At 71.8% G+C, this 24,359-nt stretch carries 16 protein-coding genes, 1 tRNA gene, 2 pseudogenes and 1 riboswitch; of the genes and pseudogenes, 11 read left to right on the top strand and 8 right to left on the bottom strand.

What is annotated here, in order from left to right; genetic code table 11:
- Positions 1-164: 164 nt before the first annotated feature.
- From NBZ83_RS34255 to thiC, 4 genes and pseudogenes are all read left to right on the top strand, one after another.
- A pseudogene (locus NBZ83_RS34255) lies at positions 165-818 on the top strand (ABC transporter ATP-binding protein); the annotation flags it as partial.
- A 120-nt stretch (positions 819-938) separates the two neighbouring features.
- A pseudogene (locus NBZ83_RS34250) lies at positions 939-1,478 on the top strand (ATP-binding cassette domain-containing protein); the annotation flags it as partial.
- 500 nt (positions 1,479-1,978) lie between these two features.
- Positions 1,979-4,258, top strand: a complete 2,280-nt coding sequence (locus NBZ83_RS06970) for a WD40 repeat domain-containing serine/threonine protein kinase (protein WP_261565485.1) — start codon at positions 1,979-1,981, stop codon at positions 4,256-4,258.
- 107 nt (positions 4,259-4,365) lie between these two features.
- Positions 4,366-4,472, top strand: a riboswitch (TPP riboswitch).
- Complete coding sequence (thiC, locus tag NBZ83_RS06965) at positions 4,462-6,330, top strand: phosphomethylpyrimidine synthase ThiC (protein WP_261565486.1); 1,869 nt, start codon at positions 4,462-4,464, stop codon at positions 6,328-6,330. It overlaps the preceding riboswitch by 11 nt.
- A gap of 21 nt (positions 6,331-6,351) precedes the next feature.
- On the opposite strand, the gene NBZ83_RS06960 is transcribed toward thiC, so the two are convergent.
- Entirely contained in the window at positions 6,352-7,863 is a 1,512-nt protein-coding gene (locus tag NBZ83_RS06960; protein WP_261574561.1) for a toll/interleukin-1 receptor domain-containing protein, read from the bottom strand.
- Between the two features lie 799 nt (positions 7,864-8,662).
- Here NBZ83_RS06960 and NBZ83_RS06955 point away from each other — a divergent pair.
- From NBZ83_RS06955 to NBZ83_RS06945, 3 genes are all read left to right on the top strand, one after another.
- Positions 8,663-9,685, top strand: a complete 1,023-nt coding sequence (locus NBZ83_RS06955) for a hypothetical protein (protein WP_261565488.1) — start codon at positions 8,663-8,665, stop codon at positions 9,683-9,685.
- An 8-nt stretch (positions 9,686-9,693) separates the two neighbouring features.
- Positions 9,694-12,996: a hypothetical protein gene (locus tag NBZ83_RS06950; RefSeq protein ID WP_261574560.1), complete on the top strand. Its 3,303-nt coding sequence runs from the start codon at positions 9,694-9,696 to the stop codon at positions 12,994-12,996.
- An 86-nt stretch (positions 12,997-13,082) separates the two neighbouring features.
- On the top strand, positions 13,083-14,867 hold the full coding sequence (locus tag NBZ83_RS06945; RefSeq protein ID WP_261574559.1) for a vWA domain-containing protein: 1,785 nt from the start codon (positions 13,083-13,085) through the stop codon (positions 14,865-14,867).
- Between the two features lie 87 nt (positions 14,868-14,954).
- On the opposite strand, the gene NBZ83_RS06940 is transcribed toward NBZ83_RS06945, so the two are convergent.
- Positions 14,955-16,643 carry a DUF4407 domain-containing protein gene (locus NBZ83_RS06940; protein WP_261574558.1) on the bottom strand — a complete coding sequence of 563 codons (1,689 nt, stop codon included), beginning with the start codon at positions 16,641-16,643 and terminating at the stop codon, positions 14,955-14,957.
- The gene (locus tag NBZ83_RS06935) at positions 16,640-17,413 is read right to left on the bottom strand and encodes a hypothetical protein (protein WP_261565492.1); all 774 of its coding nucleotides are present in this window, start codon (positions 17,411-17,413) and stop codon (positions 16,640-16,642) included. Before NBZ83_RS06935 ends, NBZ83_RS06940 begins: the two co-directional genes overlap by 4 nt.
- Positions 17,414-17,737: 324 nt before the next feature.
- Between NBZ83_RS06935 and NBZ83_RS06930 the strand changes: the two genes are divergently transcribed.
- Positions 17,738-17,810: transfer RNA gene (locus NBZ83_RS06930), tRNA-Arg, on the top strand.
- A gap of 96 nt (positions 17,811-17,906) precedes the next feature.
- Here NBZ83_RS06930 and NBZ83_RS06925 read toward each other — a convergent pair.
- Together NBZ83_RS06925 and NBZ83_RS06920 are read right to left on the bottom strand one after the other, a co-directional pair.
- Entirely contained in the window at positions 17,907-18,269 is a 363-nt protein-coding gene (locus tag NBZ83_RS06925; protein WP_261565493.1) for a DUF5615 family PIN-like protein, read from the bottom strand.
- Positions 18,266-18,505 carry a DUF433 domain-containing protein gene (locus NBZ83_RS06920; RefSeq protein WP_261565494.1) on the bottom strand — a complete coding sequence of 80 codons (240 nt, stop codon included), beginning with the start codon at positions 18,503-18,505 and terminating at the stop codon, positions 18,266-18,268. Before NBZ83_RS06920 ends, NBZ83_RS06925 begins: the two co-directional genes overlap by 4 nt.
- A gap of 434 nt (positions 18,506-18,939) precedes the next feature.
- Here NBZ83_RS06920 and NBZ83_RS06915 point away from each other — a divergent pair, with 434 nt between their 5' ends.
- On the top strand, positions 18,940-19,332 hold the full coding sequence (locus NBZ83_RS06915; RefSeq protein WP_261565495.1) for a type II toxin-antitoxin system PemK/MazF family toxin: 393 nt from the start codon (positions 18,940-18,942) through the stop codon (positions 19,330-19,332).
- A gap of 225 nt (positions 19,333-19,557) precedes the next feature.
- Here the strand turns inward: NBZ83_RS06915 and NBZ83_RS06910 are convergent, their stop codons facing one another.
- A complete protein-coding gene (locus NBZ83_RS06910) occupies positions 19,558-20,055 on the bottom strand; it encodes a universal stress protein (protein WP_261574557.1) in 498 nt (165 codons plus the stop codon).
- Position 20,056: 1 nt separating this feature from the next.
- Positions 20,057-21,628 (bottom strand): MFS transporter, encoded by a 1,572-nt coding sequence (locus NBZ83_RS06905; RefSeq protein WP_261574556.1) that lies wholly within the window; start codon positions 21,626-21,628, stop codon positions 20,057-20,059.
- On the opposite strand from NBZ83_RS06905, the gene NBZ83_RS33685 reads away from it, so the two are divergent.
- Complete coding sequence (locus NBZ83_RS33685) at positions 21,611-22,258, top strand: DUF1152 domain-containing protein (protein WP_368861810.1); 648 nt, start codon at positions 21,611-21,613, stop codon at positions 22,256-22,258. The genes NBZ83_RS06905 and NBZ83_RS33685 overlap by 18 nt on opposite strands.
- The gene (locus tag NBZ83_RS06900; protein WP_261574555.1) at positions 22,212-23,624 is read left to right on the top strand and encodes a hypothetical protein; all 1,413 of its coding nucleotides are present in this window, start codon (positions 22,212-22,214) and stop codon (positions 23,622-23,624) included. Before NBZ83_RS33685 ends, NBZ83_RS06900 begins: the two co-directional genes overlap by 47 nt.
- Here the strand turns inward: NBZ83_RS06900 and NBZ83_RS06895 are convergent.
- Positions 23,596-24,255, bottom strand: coding sequence for a hypothetical protein (locus tag NBZ83_RS06895; protein WP_261574554.1), 660 nt, complete (start codon positions 24,253-24,255; stop codon positions 23,596-23,598). The two genes, NBZ83_RS06900 and NBZ83_RS06895, sit on opposite strands and share 29 nt — an antisense overlap.
- Positions 24,256-24,359: the final 104 nt, after the last annotated feature.

Genomic DNA, 24,359 nt, shown 5'->3' with positions numbered 1-24,359 from the left:
GGGGGGGGGGAGGGGGCTGGACAGGGTCGGCCCGACCCGGGCCCGCACACGCCCGAGGCCGTCGACGCCGGGCCCGCGCGCTCCGCTGAGGGGAACCGGCCGAGCCTGGCCCCGTACCAGGTCAACCCCGGCGGCGTGGCGTGACCGCGCTGCTGTCCGTCGACATGCTCGCCGCCGGGCAGGGCGGCACCCGCATCGTCGAGGATGTCTCGTTCACCCTGGAGGCGGGCAGCGTCACCGGCCTCATCGGGCCGAACGGCGCCGGCAAGACGACGCTGATCGACGCGCTCACCGGCTTCGCGACGATCTTCGCCGGCAGTGTGCACCTCGACGGTGCCGAGCTGGCGGCGCTGCCGGCGCACGAGCGGCAGCGCCGCGGGCTCGCCCGCACCTTCCAGGCCCTGGAGCTGTTCGACAGCCTGGCGGTGGCGGAGAACCTCGCCGTGGTCGCCCGCCCGACGGCCGGGTCGGCGGACACCGGGCGGCTGGGACTCGCGGCGATCGCCGACCGCCTGCCCGCGACGCTCAGCCACGACGAGCGGGCCGCCGTGGCCCTCGGTCGCGCCCTCATCGCCGCGCCGAAGGTGCTGCTGCTCGACGAGCCGGCCGCGGGCCTCGATCCCGCGGACCGGCGTGAACTCACCGCGCGCATCCGTCGCATCGCCGGCCGCGGCGTCGCCGTCCTGCTCGTCGATCACGATGTCCAGCTCGTCTTCGACGTCTGCGACCGGGTTCTCGTCCTGGACGGCGGCCGGATCGTCGCCCGGGGGCTCCCCGCGCAGGTTCGGGCGGATCCGGCCGTCCGCGCGGCCTACCTGGGCGGCTCCGACGGTCCGGAGCCCACCTCGCCCCCAGCGCCGACCGCCTCGACCGCGTCGGCCGTCTCGACCGCCTTGACCGCCTTGACCGCGTCGGCCGCCTCGACCGCGTCGGCCACCGTGACTTCCTTGGCCGCTTCCTCAACGCCCGAGGGGACGACGACCGATTCCACGGCGCTGGCGGTGGGAGCCGAGCTGCTCGTGTTCGAGGGGGTGAGCAGCGGCTACAACGAGGGACCGGTGCTGCGGGAGGTGTCACTGGTCGTCCGTGCCGGCGAGATCGTGGCCCTGCTGGGGGCGAACGGAGCCGGCAAGACGACCCTGATCCGCACGGCCGCCGGCCTGTTGCCGCCGAGTGCCGGCCGGGTCGGGATGTTCGGCGAGTGGTACCGGCGTCCCGCGCCGAGCACGCTTGCCCGGCGGGGGCTGGCCGTCGTCCCGCAGGGGCGGGGGGCGCTGGGTCGGCTGACCGTCCGGGAGAACCTGCGCCTGGCGGCCGGCCGTAGTCACCGCGGCGAGATCGATCGGGTTCTGGGCTGGTTCCCGGAGCTGGGTGGCCTGCTCGACCGGACGGCCGGTGAGCTGTCCGGCGGCGAGCGCCAGCGGCTCGCGCTCGCCGTGGCCCTCGTACGCCGACCGCGGTTGCTGCTGGTGGACGAGCTGTCCTTCGGCTTGGCGCCCGGCGTCGCGCCGCGGCTGCTCGAGCTGCTGCGGGGGATCGCGGCCGAGACGTCCACCGGCGTGCTGCTCGTCGAGCAGTTCGCCGCCCTCGCGCTGCAGGTGGCCGACCGCGGCTACGTACTCGATCGCGGTCGGGTCGCGCTGTCCGCGCCCGCCGCCGAACTCGCCGCCCGCCCCGACCTCATCGAGGCGACCTACCTCGGCGAGTCCTTCTCCCCTCTCGCCCCGCCGTCCGGTCCGGGAAAAGCTTCTTCCTGACGTGGGCAGGTCGCAATCGTCGACGGGTTCGTCCTGGCCGACCTGACGGGGAACACGTTTCGCTCGCAGGCCCGTCGCGACGGTTGACCGAAGGATCCTTGGAAACCGTTCGCACTTAATGTCACCATGTCCTTACTATGCTCATTGCGGGATGGGATGGGATGGGATGGGGGCGCGGAGCCCGGTGGCCGACGGCTCGGCAGGTCTGGGGATCGGTGAGCATGGACGCGCCGCGGGGAAGCGAGTCGGCCGGTACGCCGCTGCTGCTTTCCGACCCGCGGCGGGTCGGGGTCTACCTGCTACTGCGCCGGCTCGGCCATGGCGGAATGGGCGTGGTCTATCTCGGGCAAAGCCCGCAGGGACGTCTCGTTGCGGTCAAGGTGATCCGTCCGGAGGTCGGGCGGGACCCCGAGTTCCGGGCCCGGTTCCGCCGCGAAACCGCCAACGCTCGTCGTGTCCGCGGGTTCTGCACCGCCGAGGTGCTTGACGCCGATCCCACCGGTGAACCCGCCTACCTCGTCACCGACTATGTCCCCGGCCCCACCTTGACGGCCGCGGTCAAAGGCCGGGGGCCGCTGCCGCCCGCCGAACTGGAACAGGTGGCGGTCAACATCGCGACAGCTTTGTCGGTCATCCACCGCGCAGGGGTCATCCACCGCGACCTCAAACCATCCAACGTGCTGCTCTCACCCACCGGCGCCCGGGTCATCGACTTCGGCATAGCCCGCGCTCTGGACGCCACCAGCGTCCTCAGTCGCGACCTGGCCCGCCTTGGCACACCGGCGTTCATGGCCCCCGAACAGGTCCAGGGGATCGAGCCGACCTCCGCCATCGACGTCTTCGCGTGGGGCGGCGTGATGATCTATGCGGCCACCGGCCGCCTCCCGTTCGGCGACATCTCGCCTGCCATGCTGCCGTACCGCATCCTCAACGAGGATCCGCGCCTCGACAGCCTGCCTCAGCCGCTGCGGGACATCGTGGTGGTGGCCATGAGCAAGAACCCCGCCGACAGGCCCAGCGCGGCCCAGCTTTACACCTTGCTGGTCGACCACCCTTCGCCCGCCACGCCCCGCAGGACAGGCTTGTACACCCGAACCCGGCGGTGGGGCGTCACCCCGGCCGCGGCGGACCCAACCGATCTGACCGACGGCGCCGATCTGACCGACGGCGCCGATCTGACTTACCGCGCCGACCGCACTGACCTGTCCGCTGGGGGATGCCTGCTCACCGCGGCGATCGCCGTCCTCGCCGTCGTCGCCATCCTCATCACCGCCGTCCACCATTTTCTTCCGGGCGATGACGAACCGGGCGCCAATGACCTGCCCGCCGCCTCTCGGAAGCTCGCCGCGCACGCCGTCAAGGCTGACGATAACGATCTTGCTCTCCGGCTCGCCGTGGCGGCGTGGCGACTCGCCCCCACGTCGCAGGCCCGGGTGGCCCTGCTCGACGTCGGCTGGTCGCTGACGGACCTGGCCAAGATCAGCGGCCACACCGACAAGCTCTCTGGCGTGGCGTTCAGCCCGGATGGCAGGACCCTCGCCACGGCAAGCGCGGACCGCACCGCCCGGCTGTGGGATCTCACCAGCCTTAGCCGGCCCCAGCCCCTGGCCACCCTGACCGGTCACACCGACTACGTCACCGCCGTGGCGTTCAGCCCGGACGGCAGGACCCTCGCCACAGCCAGCCAGGACAGGACGGCCCGGCTGTGGAACGTCACCGACCCCCGCCGGCCCACGCTGTTGGCCGTTCTCTCCGGGCACCTGGACTCGGTCTTCGGCGTGGCGTTCAGTCCGGATGGCAGGACCCTCGCCACGGCAAGCGCGGACCGCACCGCCCGGCTGTGGGATCTCACCAGCCTCAGCCGGCCCCAGCCCCTGGCCACCCTGACCGGTCACACCGACTACGTCACCGCCGTGGCGTTCAGCCCGGACGGCAGGACCCTCGCCACCGGGAGCGCAGACAACAGCCCGCGGCTGTGGGACGTGACCAGCTCCCGCCGGCCGCGCCTCATCGCCACCCTCACCGGGCATACCAAACGTGCCGTGGGCGTGGCGTTCAGTCCGGATGGCAGGACCCTCGCCACCGTCAGCTGGGACAAGACCGCGCGGCTGTGGGATGTTGCCGACCCCCGCCGACCCCGTTCCCTGGCCACCCTCCACGACCACCGCGACTACGTCTATGGCGTTGCGTTCAGCCCGGACGGCAGGTCGCTGGCCACCATCAGCCGCGACGATTTCGTTCGGCTGTGGGATGTCGCCGACCCGCACCATCCTCATCTTGTGTTCAAGCAGCTCTCGCCAGACTCCACGTCCGCCCGCCTGGTGGCGTTCAGTCCCGCCGGCACGACCCTCGCCACCACCAGCTATGAACACGTCGGCTGGCTGTGGGACATCGACCCCGCCGACCTGGCGCGGCGCGCCTGCGCCACCCCCGCCCACCGCATCACCCCCGATGAATGGCGCCACTACCTGCGGAACGTTCCTTACCGGGCGCCCTGTTGACCTGTTGACCTGGCGACCTGGGACGGCCGTGATCGTGATCCCGCCGACCGGTCGATGGGCGCAATCGACTGACGGCCGAAAGGCGAGTCGGTTATGGTGAACCTGCGCGAACTGATCGCGGGAGCTCCGCCGAGGGGCTGAGAGGGTGGCTGGGGCCGCCGACCGCAGAACCTGTCCGGGTAATGCCGGCGTAGGGAGTTCATATGATGTCGCCAGTCGACCGTCATCCTTCATCCGTTTCGCCCCCGGCTTCCTCCGATATTGACGGGGTGGATTCTCGGCCGGAATCCACGGCCGTCTCGACGGTGATTCCGCGCGTTTCCCCGGCGGTCTCGCCGGACGGGCCGCCCGAGCGGTCCGCCTCGTGGCTGTCCCCGGCCGAACCTCGGGCGACGCCGGTCTCGACCGGACCGCTCGCGGGCAGTCGTAAGACCTGGCTCGTCGGCGCGGATCCCGACCTGCGGGTGCCGATGCGGGAGGTCGTCCTCACCACCGGGGACAGCGTCGTCCTCTACGACACCTCCGGTCCGTATACCGACCCGGGAGCGGACATCGATGTCCGCCGGGGTCTGCCGCCGCTGCGGGCCCCGTGGATCGCCGCCCGCGGTGACACCGCCCCGGGCGGCGGGCGCGGTGCGCTACGGGCCGGGCCCGGCGGGGGAGCCGTCACCCAGCTCGCCCGCGCGCGCCGCGGGGAGATCACTCGGGAGATGGAGTTCGCGGCCCTGCGCGAGGGGCTGCCCGTCGAGACTGTGCGGGCCGAGATCGCCGCCGGGCGGGCTGTCCTGCCGGCGAATGTGAACCATCCCGAGTCCGAGCCGATGGTGATCGGCCGATCCTTCCTGGTGAAGATAAACGCGAATCTCGGCAACTCGGCGGTCACCTCCTCGATCGAACAGGAGGTCGAGAAGATGGTTTGGGCGACCCGGTGGGGCGCTGACACGGTCATGGACCTGTCCACCGGCGCGGACATTCACCGGACCCGGGAGTGGATCCTGCGTAACTCCCCGGTCCCGGTCGGGACGGTGCCCATCTACGAGGCGTTGGAACAGGTCGGTGGCCGGCCCGAGGCGCTGACCTGGGAGGCCTACCGGGACACCGTCATCCGCCAGTGCGAGCAGGGGGTGGACTACATGACGGTCCACGCCGGGGTGCTGCTGCGCTACGTGCCCCTGACCGCGCGGCGCCGGACCGGGATCGTCTCGCGCGGCGGTTCGATCCTGGCCTCCTGGTGCCTCGCCCACCACGAGGAGAACTTTCTCTACACCCACTTCGCCGAGCTGTGCGAGATCCTCGCCGCCTACGACGTGACGTTCTCGCTCGGCGACGGCCTGCGTCCCGGCTCGATCTCCGACGCCAACGACGACGCCCAGCTTGCCGAGCTCGCCACCCTCGGCGAGCTGACCCGCGTCGCGTGGGAGCACGACGTCCAGGTGATGGTGGAGGGGCCCGGTCACGTCCCGCTGCACCGGGTCGAGGAGAACGTCCGGCTGCAGCGGGAGATCTGTCACGACGCGCCGTTCTACACGCTCGGGCCGCTCACCACCGACGTCGCGCCCGGCTACGACCACATCACCTCGGCGATCGGCGCCGCCGTGATCGGCTGGCACGGCACCGCGATGCTCTGCTACGTCACCCCGAAGGAGCATCTCGGCCTGCCCGACCGCGACGACGTCAAGGCTGGCGTCATCGCCTACAAGATCGCGGCGCATGCGGCGGACCTCGCCAAGGGGCATCCCGGCGCCCAGGCGTGGGACGACGCGCTGTCGGACGCCAGGTTCGAGTTCCGCTGGGCCGACCAGTTCCACCTGGCGATGGACCCGGACACCGCCCGGTCCTATCACGACGAGACCCTGCCGGCCCCCGCCGCGAAGACGGCTCACTTCTGCTCGATGTGCGGGCCGCACTTCTGCTCGATGAAGATCTCCCATCAGGTGCGGGCCGCCGCGGACAACACCGCCCCGACCGACCCGGCTGCGGCGGACGAGACGATCGCCGCGGGGCTGCGGGCCAAGGCCGCGGAGTTCGCCGCCGCCGGCAGTCGGATCCACCTTCCGATCGCCGGTCCCTGAGCGATCGCCGGTCCCTGAGCGTCAGGGCCGCCGGGGACGGCCGGGGAAGGGCGGTGCCTGGCTCGGCCGGTATCGGCCCTCGATCGCCCGGCGGATCCCGTCGACGAAGGTGCGCCGCGCCGCGTCGTCGCCCAGACCGACGAGGTTGATGTAGCTGATGCCCTGCAGCAGCCTCATCTCAGCCCCCGGGCGGTAGTCGGCGACCCGCACCGGGATCAGGCGCCGCTTCATCCCGGTCGGGTCCGCCGCCCATGCCGTCTGCCACTCGGCCCGCACCTTCTCCGAGGCCAGGTAGTGCTCGGAGAGGATCACGAGGGTCCGCTTCGAGTGGGACACGGCCTCGTCGAGGCGGCCCACCCGGTGATCCCCGGCGACGACGTCCCATGTGTCGAGATGCACCTGGTAACCCTGCTGTTCCAGCTGCCAGGCGCACCATTCGCCCCAGGAGCTGTCCTCCTCCGCGGCGGAGACGAGGAAATCCCACCCGGCCGCGGTACGTGGCTCCTCGGCGACGATCGGCGCCACCGGCGGCGGACCCGACCACTGCTCCGCCGCGGGCACCCGCACGCCGTCGGCCGGTCCCGCGGCCGCCGTCGCGGCCTGGACCCAGGCGGGGCCGGCGAGGCCGGGGATGTCAGTCTCCACCCGCCGGAACGAGCCGGGATCCAGATCGCGCAGCCGCCGGTCGACGGTGGCCGCGAACAGGGCCGCCGAGATGATGACGGCCAGCTCCGCGGCGGGGAACTCGCCGAGCAGGCGGCTGAGGGCCGGTGCGTCGACGAGGCGCGAGGCCGTCTGGGCGGCGTCACCGCGGATGCCGGCGCCCTCGTCGGCGACGGCCCGGCCCTGGTGCAGCGCCATCCGTAGCCGGACCCGGCCACTGTCGTCCCGCGTCCGGTTGTAGGCGTGCAGCATGAGCCGCAGTTCCCGCACGAGATCCGCGACCACGAGCTCCGCCGGCACGTCGTCGCGAAGCACACCGAGCAGCCCGCCGCCCCGGTTCTGGACGCTCACCGCGTCGGCCGGCAGCCCGCAGTCGCGCACCGCCTGGTTCAGCAGCTGGCGCAGGCCGTCCCGCCAGGCCACCGGGACCCCCACCCCCGCCGGGCCGAACCGCATCGCATCGACGGCGAACAGGACGCTGCCGGCTGACAGGAGGGTTCCGCTGAAACCCGCCCCGGCCGGGCCCGCCGTCGGTGTCGCCCCGCTGGCGGTGGGGGCCGCAACCGGTACCGGCCGGGCCGGCTCGGCGACGGTGACCGCGGTGAAAACCTTGTTGGCGGGGTAGAGCTGCGCCGCCGCGGCCAGGAGGCTGACCCGGCCGTCGGCCAACGCCCCCAGGGAGAGCTGGTCGTTGACCTCTTCCCAGAACTCCAGCGGGGTCTGCGCCGTCCAGGACGGCTGCCGCCAACGTTCCAGACCGGCCCGTTCGAGCACCATCATGGCTCTGGACGAGCGATAGAAGACGCGGGCGAGCATCATCACTTCCTCGTCGGTCAGCCGCTCCGTCACCGCTCCCCCGAACCGTCCCATTGCATCGGCATCCAGGCTCCGGCGAGCGGCCGCGCCGCCGCCGTCTGCGCCGGGTTCCGCGGCTCTCTCCGGATGCTGCTCGCCGATCTTACGTTGCGGCCGAGTCGGGGGCCCATAGCGTGCGTTTGCTGGCACAATCGGTCACGTGCCCGGGGGGAATGCAATGCCGCGGGCGGATCGACCAGTCGGTGACCGGCGGCCCTGGTAGGGCCTGGGAGAGGTTCGCGGAGTTGTCCGTGCTGCTTTCGCGGGATTACCTTCGCTCTATCCACGGCCAGGACGAATGGCACGCCACCGAGAATACTGCGGCCGGCGGCTGGTATTCCGCCTCGACGACTGTAGTGATCCGCGAAGTTTGTCGTCGCCTGACATCCTCGACCTGTTCGACCTGTTCGACCTGGATCGCGCTGCGCGCGCCGGGGGTCGGCGTCTTGCTGGGGGCGGCCCGGGATCGGTGCGACCATGCTGCTGCGCCGGGCGGCCCGTCGGGATGCGGAGCACCTCGGCGGGATCCGGTACCTACACCGCGCGGCGACCCGCCCTGAGACCGAATCGGACGCGCGGGGCGGCTTGACCAGGTGGCCAGATCGTTCCATACTGCTACAAAATTGTTGCGTCGAGCGTGCGAGTCATGACGGAACGTGGCCGAAGGGCTGGTCGTTCTGGCGTAGCGGGTTCGCGGTCGGCGCCGTGTCGGGGGGCACCCTATTTTCACTGTTCGTCCTGCACGTATCGGCGTCCGCGGCGCCGTGGCGTGCGCTGCGGACGCCGCCGTCCGGGCTCGGCCAGCACGGTGGTGATGGCCCCGGCGGGGCAGCCGACGCAGCTCGCGCGCATCGGCCTGTGGGGCGCCCCGCAGAGTGGGAAGACGACCTTCCTTGCCGCGCTCAACATCGCCGCGATCAGTCAGCCCAGCGTCCCGGGCAGCCCATCCTGGATCGTCATCGGCGCCGATGACGACGCGGGGGCATTCCTGTCCGAGAACACCGACCTGTTGCAGAGCCAGCACGTCTTCCCCTCCGCGACGCCGGGAATGACCGCGCTGAGCTGGCGGTTCATCGGGCCGCCGCGCGGCGGTCGGCTCGCGGGCCGGGCCCTGCGCCGCGGCCCGCGCCCGGAGAACACGGTCTTCGTCGTCGAGCTGCTGGATGTGGCCGGCCGCTACTTCGGCGGCTCCGCCCCGAAAAACTCGCTGATCTCCGCCTCGGTGTTCGACGACGACGAGGCCGACGCGCCCGACGAGTGGGAGCTGCTGCTCGACCACCTGAGCATGTGCGACGGGCTGGTCTATCTGTTCGATCCGGTCCGGGAACAGCGCAACAGCGACGCCTTCGAGTTCTTCCAGCGCACCCTGGAGCAGGTCACCCGGCGGTGTTTCGAGGCCAATCGCCTACGCGGCGGAAAACTTCCGCACTTCCTGGCGGTCTGCGTCACGAAGTTCGACGAGCCGGCGGTGTTCCGCCAGGCGTTCCGGACGGGTGTCGTGCTCACCGGCGACGAGCCGGAGCGCATCCCCCGGGTTCCCGACAACCTCGCGAAGGCTTTCTTCGACCGGCTGTGCGACGACAGCCATGAGGGCACGGCCCGGCTGGTCCGCGGCAGCATCAGCAAGTACTTCCAGCCCGACCGAGTCTCATATTTCGTCAGCTCGTCGGTCGGCTTCTACATCGGGCCGTCGGGGTACTTTCGCGCGCACGACTTCACGAACGTCGTCAAGACCGGCGGGGAGGCGCGGATCCGCGGCTCGATCCGGCCGATCAACGTGCTGGAGCCATTCCTGTGGTTGGAGGAGAGCACGCGGGCGGCCGCCCGTAAGAGGTGAACGCCCCGGTGACCGGCAACCCCGTGCGCCTGCCAGCCGGTTGGGCGGTGATGTCGAAGGAGCCGGGCAGCGACGACGACTACGCCGTGCTGCGCTGCGGCGGCTATTTCACCCGGCCGCAGTACGAGCAGATCCTGCGCCGGTTCAACCCGGGCACACCGCCGGCCCGGTCGCGCTCCGCCCCCAGCGGCGAGTCGCTGCCCTGGGTGACGGTTTGCTACGCGCCACGCGGCGCGGACACGGTGCTGGGGGTCGCCATCCGCTCCTGGACGGAGCACGTCGACGGCGCGCACCGGCCGATCGCGGCGACCCGCTTCGTCTGCGTCCCCTTCTCCGCCCTGCGCGAGAACCCCGTGTCCTACGCCGATCTGTACGCCGCCGCGCTCCGCCTCGACCTCGACGGCCTGCCGGATGGCGCCGACACCGTCGAGCTGACCGTCGGCCGACTGCGCGCCGCGGCCGTCGAGGCGACCCTGGCCGAGCTGGACGTGGACCTGTCGACGGCGGCGGCGACCGCGGCGACGCTGCTCGTCCGCCCGGTGGCGGTGCTCGGCGCGCCGGTCGGCGAGCCGGCCGACCAGGCGCTGACCCGGCTGCGCTACCTCGACGCGGTCGTGTCGCTGCTGCCCTACGGCCAGCGGGCCCGCCTCGTCGCCAGCACCTGGTTCGACCAGGGCGGCGCCCGGCACATCCGGCTCGGCTTCGGGGCCAGGGAACGGGCCGACCACGCGGGCGCGCCGTGGCGGCAGGGCGAGCGGATCCTGCGCCCGCTGCGCGGCGATGCCCGCATCTACCACCAGCTGCTCGTCGGGCTGGTCGAGGGACAGACCTGGCCGCTGACCCGGATCGTCGACTTTCTCGCCGCCGAGACGGAGCCGCGCCCGGCTGACGACGCCGCGTACGCGGTCGGCTGCCTGGCCCGCGCCGATCCCGTCACCCACCTGCGCGGCCGGTTCGCCGCGGGCACCGCGACCGCGACCGATGCGCTGGAGCTGCTCGCCACCGGGCGCGTCGACGCCCTGCCGGTGGCCGAGGTCGAACGCGCCGCCCATCTGCTGGTGGTGGACGCGGGCGCGGACGGCCTGGACGCCCTGGCCATCTCCTGGCCGAGATGGGCCGAACGCGGCCTGGTCGGCACGGACGAGCGGGCCCGGCTGATGGGCGCGGTGACGCGCGCCGCCTGGTCGGCACTGTGGGGCCCGAACCGGGGCCCGAGCCGGAACCCAAACCCGAACCCGGCGGCGGCGAGCCGGCTGGCCGATCTGGCGGCCGCGCTCGATTTCTGGTCGACGCTGACCGCCCACGTGGTCAGTCCCAGACTGGACGGCCAGCGGTGGGCCGGGACCGGGCTGGGAGTGCCCGCGGCGCCCGCCCGGTTCCTCGCCGAGCAGATCCGGCTCGGCCGGCTGTCCGCGGGCCGTGGGCAGCGCGTCGCCGAGCATGTCCGTCACGCGCTCGCCGCGGCGCCCGCCATCGTGCTCCTCGACCTGGTCGCGCTGCTGCTCGAGGTCGATCCCGACCTGAGCGCCGACTGGTTGCCCTGGCTGGCGTCCGCCGACCCCGCCCGCGAGCTGGTCGCCTTCACCGACGCCTGGGCCGGGCAGACGTCCGCGTCGGCGGTGGGACGCGTCGCCCGGCACGGGGAGCGCCACGTGCTGACCCTGCTCCGTCTCGCCCGCAACGGGCCCTCGGAGCTGCCGTTCCCGATCTCTCCCGTGCTCGACCGGCTCCTGCGCACGCTGGCGGCGCTGCCCGACGAACACCGCCGCGGCTGGGCGGCGGAGCTCGCCGAGTGGCGCAGCGACGACCCGACCATCGCCGCCCGGCTCGACCTGCTCGAGCTCGCGCTGACGGCGGCGGTCGGAGTCCCGCTCGCCCGGCGGTTCGTCGACGCGGGAGGGCCGCAGCCGTACCGAACCGCGTTCCTGGACTACTTCGCGGTTCTCCGCGACATGGAAGGCCAGGACGCGGAGGGCCGGGACGCGGAGGGCCGGGACGTGCCGGGCCGGGACGCGGGGAGCCGGGACGCGGGGGACCGGCGGGGCACCGTGTCGGCGGGCGAGCGGGTGGTGGCAGGGCTCGCGGCCGACGTCACCGCGCACGGGCTGCCCGCGGGGGAGTCCGACGCCCAGGCGATGCTTTCCGTCCTGTACAAGGTCGCCACCGCCGACGGGGTGGATGCCGCCGCCCTGGTGCTGGCGGTGTACGGGGTGTTGAACCGGCGCCGTGAGCTCTACCAGGTGCCTGGTGGCAAGGACTGGCGCCGGCTCGTCACCGACGACTATCCGGCCACCCGGGCCGAGCACCTGACTGCGCTGATCCGCGCCCTGCCGGCCGATCCCGACGTCGAGGCGGTCACAGACCGGTGCGCGGATGCCCTGCTGGTCGGGGTGCGCCCGGCGGAGCTGCTCGCGGCCCTGCGCGCGAGCGCCTGGCAACCCGACGGCGTCGACACGCTGGAGATCGTCGTCGGCTGCGCGGACGAGATCGCCCGGCGCGCGGTGAACCCGCGGGCGATGCCCACCGGCTTCAGCGTTCGCGTCGCCCTGCGCGAGCTGGTGCGCGGCGTGTGCCGCGGCCAGGCGGGCGAACTGCCCGTCACGGAGTTCATCACGGGCCTGGGCTCGGTCGCCCTGTTCGAGACGGGCCTGCTGACGACGCTGCTCGGCGCAGTCGACGGCGCCGACCCGACCGGCCTTTCCATGATCCGTCGGGCGGATCGTAACCTGCGCGGCGTGCTGGCCGGCGAGGCCACGGCCGGAAGGCGGCCCGGCCGCCCGACCGTGGACGCGACAGGCTGGGGCATCCCGGTGCTCCATGCGGACTATCTCGACCTGGCCCGGCAGATGACGGCCGAGCTGGAGGAGGCCCCGCTGGCCACCGTGCTCGCCCGCGCCGCCGGGGATTCCCGGCGACCCACCGACAGCGAGGGCCTGTTCCTGCTGCTGGGCGAGCTTGCGGTGGCGGCGTTCCCCGAGGACCCGCCCGCGGCGGACCTGCTGGCCCCGGCCGTCCGGGAGATCCAGGCGGGCCGGCTGGGCGCCGACCTCGCCGCCGACCTTGCCGGCTGGCTCGCCGAGGTCGCGCCGGCCCGGCTGTGCCTGCGCACGGAGGCGCTCGCCGCGCTGGCCGCCGAACTCGACCCGCCGGACCGTGCGATTCTCCTCAACCGGCTGGCCCCGCTCGCCGCGGGCGTCGCCGACCTCGTCGAACGCGACCAGGGCCGGGGTGGCATCCGGGCGATTTCCGACCGGGCCAGCGCGGTCATCAAGGGTGTGCGGCACCGTGGCCGACCGGGGGACGAGTCTTGAAAGCCAGACGTCGGAAGGCTTCCATCCGCCGAGGGCCGCGGCTGCTCTGGGGCGCCGGCCGATCATCGGCGACGACGTCGCGCACGGTGCCGGTGCCGGTGTTGCCGATGCTGCTCATGGCGATCCTGCTGGCCCTTGTGCCGGGCAACCCGAGCGCGGCGCGGGCGGCCGGGCCCGGGACGGCGGCCGGCGACGGTGACGTGGCCGGCGGTGGCGACGTGGCTGGTGCGGCCGGTGCTGGCGGGGTGGCGCAGCTCGGGCGGACGGCGGTGCTCGACGCCCTCGGCGTGCCGACCCTGCCGGCCGAGTACGTCGTGCTCGTCGACACCTCGGCGTCGATGTCGCGTGGCGGGCTCTACGGCCCGGTCCGGTCCACCCTGACGTCGTTCGCCGCCAGTCTCGACCCCGCCGACCGGCTCTCCGTCGTCGGCTTCGACGAGGTGCCCCAGGTGGCGTTCAGCGGCTCGGCGGCGAACGCCCGCTCGGCGATCGGCCGGCTGCCGGCCACCGCGACCGGGGCCAGCACCGACATCGGCGCGGCCCTGTCGACCGCGGTCGACCTGCTCGACCATCCGGACGCGGCGCGCTCCGGCGCGGTGATCCTGCTCACCGACGGGCGGCACCAGCCTCCCGCGAACTCGCCGTTCCCCGCGGAGACCGGCCGGCCCTGGACCGACCTCGCCGAGCGGGTCCGCACCCGCCTGGCCGGCCGCGACATCGCCGGCTACGCCTTCGCCCTCGACAACGCCGACGCCGGCAGGGCGGGGGCGACACTGTTGCGTAGCGTCCTGCCCACGACGACCGTGCTGGCCCTGCCGCCCGATCAGCTTCCCGAATACCTGTCCCGCGTCCAGCAGCACGCGCGGGCACGGAAGGCGGCCGAGCTGCTTGCCGCCGACGTGCGCGGCCCGGTCGTCACGGTCGGCTGGCGCTGGGCGTTGGCTGGTCGCACGCTCGACGACGTCGACCCCACCGCAGGTGCCGGCAGCGTCGAGGTCACGGTGACCTCGACCGCACGGCGCCTGCCGGTGGAGCTCATCGGCGCCCGAGTGGTCTCCGTCGACCCGTCGTTGACCATCACCACCCCGGCGGTCGGTGCCATGGCAGCCGGTGCTCTCGGTGGTGGCCTGCCCGAACGTATCGTCCTCGCCCCCGGGGAGCGGCGCGTCTACCAGGTGCCGGTGGGGTGGTCCGCACGCACCGGCGGGGCGGTGCGACGTAGCCACCGGGTCGACGGCGGGCTGAGATTGGAGACCACCGTCGATTCGCCCTGGCGCGCCGTGCTCACCTCGGAGTTCGGGCTGCGGATGGACCCGGCCTCCCGCGGCTCGGTGACCCGCGTGCACGGCTCCGCCGCGGCTGGCTGGAACCCGGCGGCCATCGTCGAGATCATCGTGCTGGTCATGCTGGTGGTGATGTTCGCGTTGGGCTTCCTCGACCGCCGTCGGCCCCGGTTGAGAGGCGTGCTGGCGGCCGAGGCGGCCGACGGGCGGCTCGACCGGGTGGCGATGCGCGGCCGGCGACTACGCCTGGGACCGGAGCGGGACGACGATGTCGCGGTCCCCGGCACCGGCAGCCTCCGCGGCCGGCGGTCGGGACGCGGGCGGTCGGGACGCGGGCGGCCTGCCGGGGGCGCCCCAGCCGCGGGCCGGGCCGGGCGGGACCGGATCGACCTGGTGATCGACTACCAGCCGCCCGGCATCACCGGGTTGCCGCCGCTGGTACTGCGGCCCGGCGACACCCGCGGGCACGGCGATGTCACGTTCACCTATGAGCTGCCCGGCCAGCTGGCCCGGACCGCCGGCCCCAACCCGCTCCCCGCCGCCGACGACCCGTTCCCCCGTGACGACGGCTTCACCAGCTCGCCCTAGCCGGGAGCGGAGGCCGACCGCTGTCGGCTGGCTGTTTCTGTCCGGGGATCAATACGTTCAGCGTCACGTTCAGCGTCGTGGTGCCGGTCATGCCAGCCGCCGGTCGTCGTCGCTCGGGAAGGCCAGCTCACCCGGGAGGGGCAGGGTTTCACGGCGCGGCGTCGGCGGGTCATGGCGGGTGGTCAGCGGCTCGTAGTCCGGTGCGAGCGTGGGCTCGTCGCCCTCGTCGCCCTCGTCGCCCTCGTCGCCCTCGTCGCCCTCGTCGTAGGGAACCCGGACGTCAAGATCGGGACGGGTGGGCCGAGTGGGCGTTACCGGCGGCCGGTTCGGCGGCATGGGCCGGTCGGGCCGGTCGGGACGGTCAGGCTGGACTCCTGGTTCATCGACTGCCGTCTCCCAGCCCCGCGTCCGCCCCGACCAGGCCGCCGGGCCGTCCGATACCTGGAGGCTGCCCGTGCCCGGCGGCGGCGCCGTGGCGACATAGTCGTCGAGGGAGTCGTGGATCCGGCCGAGCTCGCGGTCGCGCCAGGCGTCCAGTGCCGCGTTCGCGACCTCCTCCTGGACCGCGACGGTCCGTCGGGCCAGCCGCTCGATCGCCGGGTCCTTCTCGTCCCTCGTCACCTGGGCCTCCAGGTAGGAGTCCTGGTCGTCGAGGAGCATGGTCGCCCGCCGCCGTGCCGACATCTCCTCCTCGGCGATGAGCTGGTTGCGTTCCTCGATCGCGACGACCTGTTCGTAGGTGGTGAGCTTGCCCAGCGACATCAGGAACTTGACCAGGATCGGCAGGCATTCGATCGCCGTGATGAACAGCAGCAGCACCAGGTGCGCGTTGGCGAGGGTGCGGTGGTCGGGATCGCTGGTGATGCGGTCGAGCGCCTCCATCCGGATGAGCAGCCCGGTGTTGTCGCTGTTCTGGCGGTTGAACGCCGCCCGGTCGTTGCGCTGCCCGGTCTCCAGCGCGGTGATCTGGGAGGTGAGGGCGGGAAGCTGATCCTTCGCGTTCGCCGTCGCACTGGACTGGCCGGCCTGCTGGCGGGCGCGCGCGGCGTTGATGGCCGCGGTCAGGCGCGGCTGCAACTGGTTGATCTGCGTCTGGATGCCGTCGCGCAGGGAGACCTTCAGGTTGTACTGCTGGCCCTGGCCCGCCTTGTTCTGCTGACCCGGGCAGTTGCCGAGGCTCTCGCAGAGCACGTCGGCATTCGCCTGGGCCAGTCGGGTCTGCAGCCCGTCCATCTGCTTCTGCAGGGGCGCGACCTCCGGGTCGGTGCTCACGTCGACGCCGGTGGTGCCGACTCTCACCAGGGCGTCGCGCTGGGCACGCAGCCGGATCAGCTCCTGGTTACGCGGATCGGTGGTGATCCGCTGTTCGAACGCCGCCGCGTCCTCCGCGTGCATCTGGGCGATCTCGGTGTCGATCTCCGGCTGGAAGATGCGCAGGACGAGTGGCGTCGAGATGACCAGCCCGATGAGGATCGCCAGGACCAACCGCGGCAGCATGAGCAGCGCGTTCAGATACCAGTGGTCCTGACGCTGCACGGACGCGACGAGCCAGCGGTCCAGCGCCATGATCGCCAGGCCCCAGCCGAGACCGACGAGCAGGCAGACCACGATCGGCAGCTTCAGCGCCATCCGCAGCGCGAACGTGGACGAGACGGTGGCCATCGCCGCCGTCGTGAGCACCGCGCTGCCCACGCCCACGTACTTGGCCCGGTCGTGCCGCAGCCGGCCGAGGATCTCCCGGTCCGCGCCGGACAGCCAGAGCAGGAACCGGCTCACGGCGAGCCCACCCCCCGCCACGTTCGCGGCCCGGCGGATCGCCCGCGCCGCAGCGCGCGGACCGCCGCCCCGCACCCGCGCGGCCAAGCCCGACGCCCGCGCCGCGATGCGTCCGCCGCCCGACGCGACCATCCCGAGGGCGGTGGCTTTGCCATCCCGCCGAGGTGGCCCGCCAACTCGCCCATCGAACGCCACCATCCGTCGCGTCCGCCGTCGCCGGTCGCCGGGCCAGGACGGGAGTCGCCGCCGGTGCGGAAGGTGTTACTGGTGCGGAAGGCGTTGCGCGGGGCCATGGGCCCGACGCCGGCCGAGGGCGCGGACGCTGCCGAGAGGGGGAGGACGGCGAGCCGACTCAGGGCATGCGTGGCGGGCAGCCGACGCGCCTCCCGCGTGCGCGGATCCTGCATGCGCGGATTCCGCGTGCGTGGATCCCGCAGGAGGGGCTCGCCGAGGTCGGTCCGCGGCGGTGCCGGCACTTCCACCAGGGTGATGACCGGCGGTGCGAGGACCCGGACGAAGTTCGTCCTGCCCTGGGCCGTCCCGGTGGGCCCGGAAGCCCGCAGGAAGTATCGGCCCGACGCCGTCAGCGTGACGGGGACGGACCCGGTGGCCGGAAAACGCCCCAGACCGGCGATGTCGACGACGTCGGCGCCAGGCGCGGACCAGGACAGCAGCCCGTCGGCGCCGGTGACAGCGACCCCGGGAGCCACCGTGCAGTGCACGAAGCCGGGCGACTGTGGCGGAAGATCATCTTCGTGTGGCCTGGCCATCCTCGTTCCGTCCGCAAGGGGCCAATAAGATCATTAGCCGCGAGGACGGAGCGAGGTCCCAGTGCGCCGCTACGTCCGAGTTCATGGGGACGTCGAAGCGTCTCCCCCCCGAGAGCTTGCTCATACTACGCGTCACGGTGCGCCGAGCGACCAGACCGGTGCCCGGTGTGGCATCTGCAGACTCCCCGGAGAGGCGAGGCATCCTCACGTCAACCACCACTGCGCGCACCGGACGATCTACGGATGGCCCCGAGTTGACGCGGCCCCTGAGGCGCTCCCGCTGTGCTGTAAGCTGGCACCGCCGGCCACCACGGTGGCGGGCATGCGCTCGTAGCTCAACGGACAGAGCATCTGACTACGGATCAGAAGGTTGGGGGTTCGATTCCCTCCGAGCGCACGCACGGTTGAGACAGGCCGGAGCCCCGCACCCCCATCCAAGGTGCGGGGCTCTGCCGCTTTCAGGATCTTCGGTACTGCAATCGCGGCATGGTAGTCAGCTGTCCTCGCGGCGGATGCGAAGCAGACCGCGATGCACCACGGTGATGGCATCGGCCAGGTCAGCGAGGTCATGCTGGGCGGCGAGGTTTTCGACCGCCGAGATCACCGTGCGGGCTGACTGGTCGTCAACGCGGAATACCACGATCCCGCGATGGGACCCGGGCGGGTAGGCACGGACGTTGCCGAAGCCGCGGTCGAGGGTGAACACGATCCGGCCATCGTCGCTTGCAGCAGCGAGCACCTCGGGGTCTGTCCGTCCCGCAAGCTGCTCGCTGAATACGGTGTCGGCATCGATGTCGAACTTGGCGAGCTGTTCGGCGAGCGAGACCGGTAGGCCCTCGTCAAGCTTGACCTTCATGGGGCCGTGTGGATCGGTATGAGTTCCTCCCGGGCAAGACGGGCGCCGTAGGCGGCTGCCGCCCGCACTCCCGAACCGTCGATCGAGGGGTACTCGGTGACGATCTCCGAGACGGACATGCCGTCCGCCAGGCAGTCGAGCACCACGCTGACGGGCACGCGGCTACCTCGGATGCAAGCCTGTCCGTGACTGACGGCCGGGTCGGCGACGATCAGCGCGAGGAGGTCAGCTTCCATGAACACCAGTATGCCCGCATGACGGGTCGAGATCGGTCTACCTGCCGGCCGAGGCTTCTCCGGCTTGTCGTCACGTTCGCTGAACTCGCGACCGTCGTCTGACCGCCACCTCGCGTCTTGACGTGTGCCGGACGAACCCTCCGAATGCGGCGGCGGCGTCCAATTATTGTGGCGGCATGGGATTGCTGGGGGATCTGGTCAAGATCGTGTCCGATCTGGTGACGGGCGGGCGCCGCCAGGGTGAGGCACCCTCGCGGGAGGCGGGACGGGAAGGTCGGCGGCGGTCGGCGTCAACACCGAAGGCCCCTTCCCCCGCTTCGTCTTCCTCTTCGCCCTCGGGGGCAGCCGCGCGCCCTCACCCGCCCCGGGAGCGGGCACGGTCGTCCCGCGCGCATGCGGAGGTCTCGCCGGGCGAGTCCGGGCCGGAGGCCACCGTGGAGGTCGATCCGGGTCGCATCGGGCCGGTGCGGATGAGCTACGCGCCGCAGTCGGACGGGGCTCCGGATCCCGGCGAGATCGTCTGGACGTGGGTGCCGTTCGAGGAGAACGACGGGCGGGGCAAGGATCGGCCGGTGCTCGTGGTGGCCGTCGAATCCGCGGGCACCTACCTGGCCGTGCAGCTGACCAGCAAGGACCATGACGGCGAGGGTGACTTTGTGTCCGTCGGCGCGGGCGGGTGGGACGGCGAGCATCGACCGTCCTGGGTCAACCTGGACCGGGTGATCCGGGTGCACGAGGGCGGGATGCGCCGGGAGTCGACGGCCCTGCCGCGCGAGCCGTTCGAGCGGGTCGCGGACCGGCTGCATCAGCGCTACGGCTGGCGCTAGGCGCTAGGCGCTAGGCGCTAGGCGCTAGGCGCTAGTCGGGTTCGGCGAGGTCCGCGGCCGTGGTCGTGGTCGCGACCGGCACCCGCGCGGGCTGGTCGAGGTGGCGCAGCGCATTTTGTGCGTTGCTGAACGCACGTGAGGTTGAGACAGGCCAGAGCCCCGCACCCCCATCCAAGGCGCGGGGCTCTGCCGCTTTTTGTGACTGCCTGCGCTGACCGGCTCGGATCAGTCTCGCTGGTGGACGACCAGGACCGCGCCGGGGGCGTGGGCGACGACGGAGGTGGCCACGCTGCCGAGCAGGTGGCCGGCCAGCCGGGAGTGTCGATGGGCGCCGACAACGATGAGGTCCGCCCGGCGTTCGGTGGCGGTGGCGATGATGCCCTTCCAGGTCGGTGCCGCCTGGACGGTGGCGCTCTGGGCGCGGAAGCCGGCGGTGTTCGCGAGGTGGGCACCGTGTGCGGCGATGTCGGCGGCGGCCTTCTCGACCTCGGCGGCGCTGTTCGCGTCGAAATGCTGCGAGCCGACCGGGGTGAAGCCGACATCGGCCGGCTGCCAGGCGCACAGGACGAGCGCCTCGCGTCCGGGCGGGAGCTGCGTTGCGGCGAACTGGATGGCGTGGCCGGCGACGTCACTGCCGTCATAGGCGAACAGCACCAGGCCGGTGTGGCCAGCTCGGGCACTGGGCAGCACGGCGGCGTCGGCGTCAGTGTGAGGTGAGGACATGTCAGTCGACGCTTTCCGGGACGGGGATGGCGATGTCCAGATCATCGAGGTGGGTTCGGCGAACTCTGGCCAGCAGCGGGGGAGAGTACCAGGCCGGACGCAGGGCACCCAGGAACGTGTCGACGTCGGGGGCCTGCGGGCGGGCACCGCTCAGGGCGTAGATCGCGACGCCGATGGCGCCGCCGACGAGGGCCAGGCCAAGGCCGATCCACAGGGCGATGTTCGTTCCCTCGTTGAGGTCGCCGGTCACCGTGGCCGCGAAATGGGCGAAGATCGGCGCGATCATGAAGGCGGCGACCGCACGTAGCAGTTCGACCAGGGCGAACACGCGCTGAAGGTTGGCGGAAGGCAGGGAGAAACCGGCGACGAACAACGCCGGGGCGACCGTGGCGCCGAGGGCGAGCCCGGTCAGTGCCGAGCCGACCAGCGCCAGCGGCTGGCTCGCCGGCATCGCGAACCAGAAGACCAGGATTCCGGCGGCGAGCAGGACCATGCCCACGAGCGGCATGTAGTGCACGGAACGCCGGGTGATGACGAAGCCGAACGCGATCGCGGCGATCACCGCGCCGCCGAGTTCGGGCAGGTAGAGCAGCCCGACGCGCACCGGGCCGTATTTCTCCGCGAGCACCGCGGCGGTCAGTCCCGTCGCGGACACCGACGCCGCCGCGGCGAACAGCGCGATCACCACGCCCGCGACCGGAATCGAGCTGGTGAGCATCTCCCGGACCATCAGCAGCGGCTGCGTGGCCCGGTACTGGTAGACGACGAGAACGACGATCAGTGCCAGCCCGCCGAGCAGCGGTGCGATCACCTCGACGTCCAGGAAGCTGTGGCTGGTCAGTTCGGACGCGCCCAGGAAAGCCGCCAGGCTGCCGACCGCGGACAGCGCGATCGCCGGCAGGTCGCGCGGGGCGTCGGGGTTCGCCGGCGGTGCGTCCTCGAAGGTGAGCACGACCAGCAGCAGCGCCAGCACCGAGACCCCGGTGACGACCCAGAACAGCGGTCGCCAGGCGTTGGCGTCAGCCTGCAGACCACCGATGAACGGGCCGAGCGCGACCGCGCCGAAGATACCCATATTCATGATCATGACGGTGGTGCGCAGCTTCTCGCGCGGGTAGCCGATCGCCAGCGCAGGGGCCGCAGCGATCAGCAGCATGCTGGTGGCCAGGCCCTGCAACAGGTGGCCGACGATGAACATGGCCGCGTCCTGCGCCGCCGCCGTCAGCACCGATCCGACGACGAGCACGACTGCGTAGCCGAGCAGCATCCGCCGTTGCGGCAGGTGCAGACCCAGCTGGACGGCGAGCACCGTCCCCAGCGCGTAGGCCGCGTTGCCCAGGCCCGAGCTGATGCTCATCGTCTGCGCGCTCATGTGCAGTTGCTTGGCGACGATCGGCGCCAACGGTTCAAGCGCGGCTGACAGAGCCAGGTAGGGAATAAGCGCGAATATCACCATGGCTGCGGACGCCGCGTATCTGCCAGCAAGAGGACCTTGACGCATCAATACCTTCTGATTTAGACGTGCGGAATCCGTGGGAAGGATCGGGGTGTGAAGATGCGGAGTTTCCCCCAATACCCTTACTCGTCCCCTGCCGGACGAACAGAGGGGCGGGCGGACTGTGAGAATCGTTACCATCGGCTAAAGACTGGCTTTGCCAGGAATACTCGACGCGCCGTCGGCATTCGCCTCCCGACTCCGGCCCGGGCCTCGGCTTCGGTCCTCGCTTTGGTCGGTCCGGGCTTCGGTCCATGGCCCGGCTCCGGCCTCGGCACTGAATCCGGCTGCGACCTCGGCCTTTGCTCGGCTGTGTCGTCCCTCGGCGGGACGGGAGCCGTCCGGCGCGGCGGTCTGGCCGCCGTGGTGATCCACCGTGCGCTCCGCCCGGACGATGTCTCGCCGACGGTGCTCACCTACGCCTGGGAGCGGTTGCGGGTCGATCCGCTGCCGGGTCCGCGCGACCCGGACGGGTTCGTGGGCCCTGGTGCCGGCGGGCCGGTTCACCTGGCAGATGATCTGCTGCTGATCGACCCGGCCGGGGAAGCACGCGGCATGCATCGGCCCCCGGACAGCCTTCCCGCGGCTGCCAGCGGTGAGACTGCCCGTGGTCTCTGCGGTGAAGTAGTCCGCTCAGGTTCCTGGATGCGATCGGTGACCGGTGTATCGCCGACTGATGGTCGAGTTGTCCGTGTTGGGTTACCGTAGGCGAGAGCCTGGCCGCTTTCCGGTTGAGAAATCTCGTCTCGTCAACCGGCCTGCCACCCAGCTCGTGGCCGAAGCCGGATCACCCGCCGCTGCAGCCGGGAGGGTCGGCCTGGTCTCCGACGAGTCACGCGACGCTTGTCCACCGCCCGGCGCTGATCCTTATCCCTCGCTCCAGTCCACGAGGTCACGCATGAATGACGAGGCCCTGCTCCCGCCCGTTCCGGCGCCACGGCCGGCCGCCACCCCGGCGGAGCGTCTGCTGTCCGAGCGGATCTTCCTGCTCGCCGACGCTCACGGGTTGCAGGCGTTGGAAGGTCTCGATCCTCGCCACGGGGGGCTCGCGATCTGCGGGGGCCGGACGAACCCCTTCACGAAGATCGAGAAGCTGCGGGCTGAAGGTTATTCCGGGCCGCTCATCGGCGACCCCGGCCTTTACACCACTCACGTCGCGACGCCTGAGGTGCCCTTCGCGCACGCCGGGCAGGATGATCTGTTCGGTTCCGGATTGGATCAGGCGTTGGATGAGCAGATCTGCCGCGGTGCAACGGTTGCGCTGACGCCGACCGGTTATCTGCAGGCCGGGGATCGCGCTGCGCTGCGTGCGGTCGTCGAGGGGGCCAAAGGTCTCGACCGGACCGACACGGTCGTCGTGGTTCCGGCCGCGGTCGGCTGGCTTGTCGACCCCTACCTCGACCTGTTCACCGTGGAACTCGCGGATATCGGTCACCCGGTGGCCCTCGCTCTCGGAGGGCAGTTCAACCCCCTCGACGAGAGGGAGGAAGCGACAGCGAACCTTCGCCGTCTGCTTGTCGGCGTGCCGGGCGTCGCCCCGTGGCGCACCGACTTCGCCGCGTTCGACGGGATCGCCCACGGGGCTCCCTTCGCCGCGATGGGCGCCACCAGCGGGATGCGCCACACCATTCCGCCGGACGAGAAGGCACAGACCAAGAAACGCGGTGGAGCAGTACCGCCGATGGTGCTGTTTCCCGAGCTTCTGCGCTTCACCAGCGGCCACACGCTCGCGACCCGCTACGCCAATCACCAGCCTCCGACGTGCGGCTGCGTGGTCTGCCAGGGCAGGCCGCTCACCCGTTTCGAGGGCTACGGCGGCGATGTCCGCAGAGAAGCGGACGCCCACAACGCTGCCGCCTGGAACAGGCTGCTTCCAGCTCTGTTTCGTGAACCGGGCCTCGGGGAGCGGCAGGCGCTGTGGAAGAAGATCTGCGCTGTTGCCCATCAGGCCCACGAGATCGAGGATCTCCGACTTCGACAGAAGAAAGTTTTTGATCCGCCAGATGACGTCCGGAGGTTCGCGACCCTCCCGGTTACGCACGCTCCTATTCCGCTGCCCGCCCAGGGCTCGTAGGATATGCGGCCAGGTACGCCCCGTATGCCTCCTCGGCGAACCACCAGATCCGGGCTGAAATGCGCACGGCACGGTAGGGCTCCGGCGGGACAAGCATGTCGACGCCCGAATCCTCGTTCATGAGAAACAGACCGACGCCATAGAAATCCGCCTCCACGCAGGCCGCCAGCACATCCCGCGGAGCCCGCTCCAGGACGATCGCGCGGGCACAGAACGGCGCGAACCGGCCTGCCTGCTCCAGGCCGCGCCGCCACCCGCGAGCGGAGATCACTGCCAACGCGACGTCCACCGGCGGACGAGCAACCCTGATCACCGAATCATCGCCGACACACAGGCAGCCGGACGGCGCTTTGGCGACGGCGCGCCGCTCCCGTCCGCCGAGGCCCGCGTGGCCGACCCGTCGGCCCAGCGGAAGACCCAACAGCAGGTCCAGCACGCCGACATCGACGACCGCGCCCAACCCCTCCCCGCGGCGCCGGCAGTGCTCCTCCTGGTCCAGGTCGAGGCAGAGCAACGCCTCGGCCCCCAGCGCGCTGAACCGACACGTCCAGCCTGCGGTGGGCGCGAGCTGGGCTGCGACCGCGGACGCCCCGCCTTGCAGCACGGGCGGCGAGGTCACGAAGCCGGACACAGCACCGACTCTGTCGTACCCAGGCCCCCACGCCTAGTGGGAGCGCCGGGTCGTTGCTGGGATGCTGAACACCGGGGCTGACGTTCTGCGATGTTGGAGGGTCT

The sequence above is a fragment of the Frankia gtarii genome (assembly GCF_025403375.1).
GTDB classification, from domain to species: Bacteria; Actinomycetota; Actinomycetes; order Frankiales; family Frankiaceae; genus Frankia; species Frankia gtarii.
Note: the sequence above shows the minus strand (reverse complement) of the source record. Positions and strands in the feature narration are given on the sequence as shown.

Excerpts from the sequence above, each read along its gene's own strand:
- NBZ83_RS06970 (WP_261565485.1), top strand. The coding sequence starts at position 1,979 with ATGGACGCGCCGCGGGGAAGCGAGTCGGCCGGTACGCCGCTGCTGCTT.
- thiC (WP_261565486.1), top strand. The coding sequence starts at position 4,462 with ATGATGTCGCCAGTCGACCGTCATCCTTCATCCGTTTCGCCCCCGGCT.
- NBZ83_RS06960 (WP_261574561.1), bottom strand. The coding sequence starts at position 7,863 with ATGGGACGGTTCGGGGGAGCGGTGACGGAGCGGCTGACCGACGAGGAA.
- NBZ83_RS06955 (WP_261565488.1), top strand. The coding sequence starts at position 8,663 with ATGGCCCCGGCGGGGCAGCCGACGCAGCTCGCGCGCATCGGCCTGTGG.
- NBZ83_RS06935 (WP_261565492.1), bottom strand. The coding sequence starts at position 17,413 with ATGGCCAGGCCACACGAAGATGATCTTCCGCCACAGTCGCCCGGCTTC.
- NBZ83_RS06925 (WP_261565493.1), bottom strand. The coding sequence starts at position 18,269 with ATGAAGGTCAAGCTTGACGAGGGCCTACCGGTCTCGCTCGCCGAACAG.
- NBZ83_RS06920 (WP_261565494.1), bottom strand. The coding sequence starts at position 18,505 with ATGGAAGCTGACCTCCTCGCGCTGATCGTCGCCGACCCGGCCGTCAGT.
- NBZ83_RS06910 (WP_261574557.1), bottom strand. The coding sequence starts at position 20,055 with ATGTCCTCACCTCACACTGACGCCGACGCCGCCGTGCTGCCCAGTGCC.
- NBZ83_RS33685 (WP_368861810.1), top strand. The coding sequence starts at position 21,611 with ATGCGGAGTTTCCCCCAATACCCTTACTCGTCCCCTGCCGGACGAACA.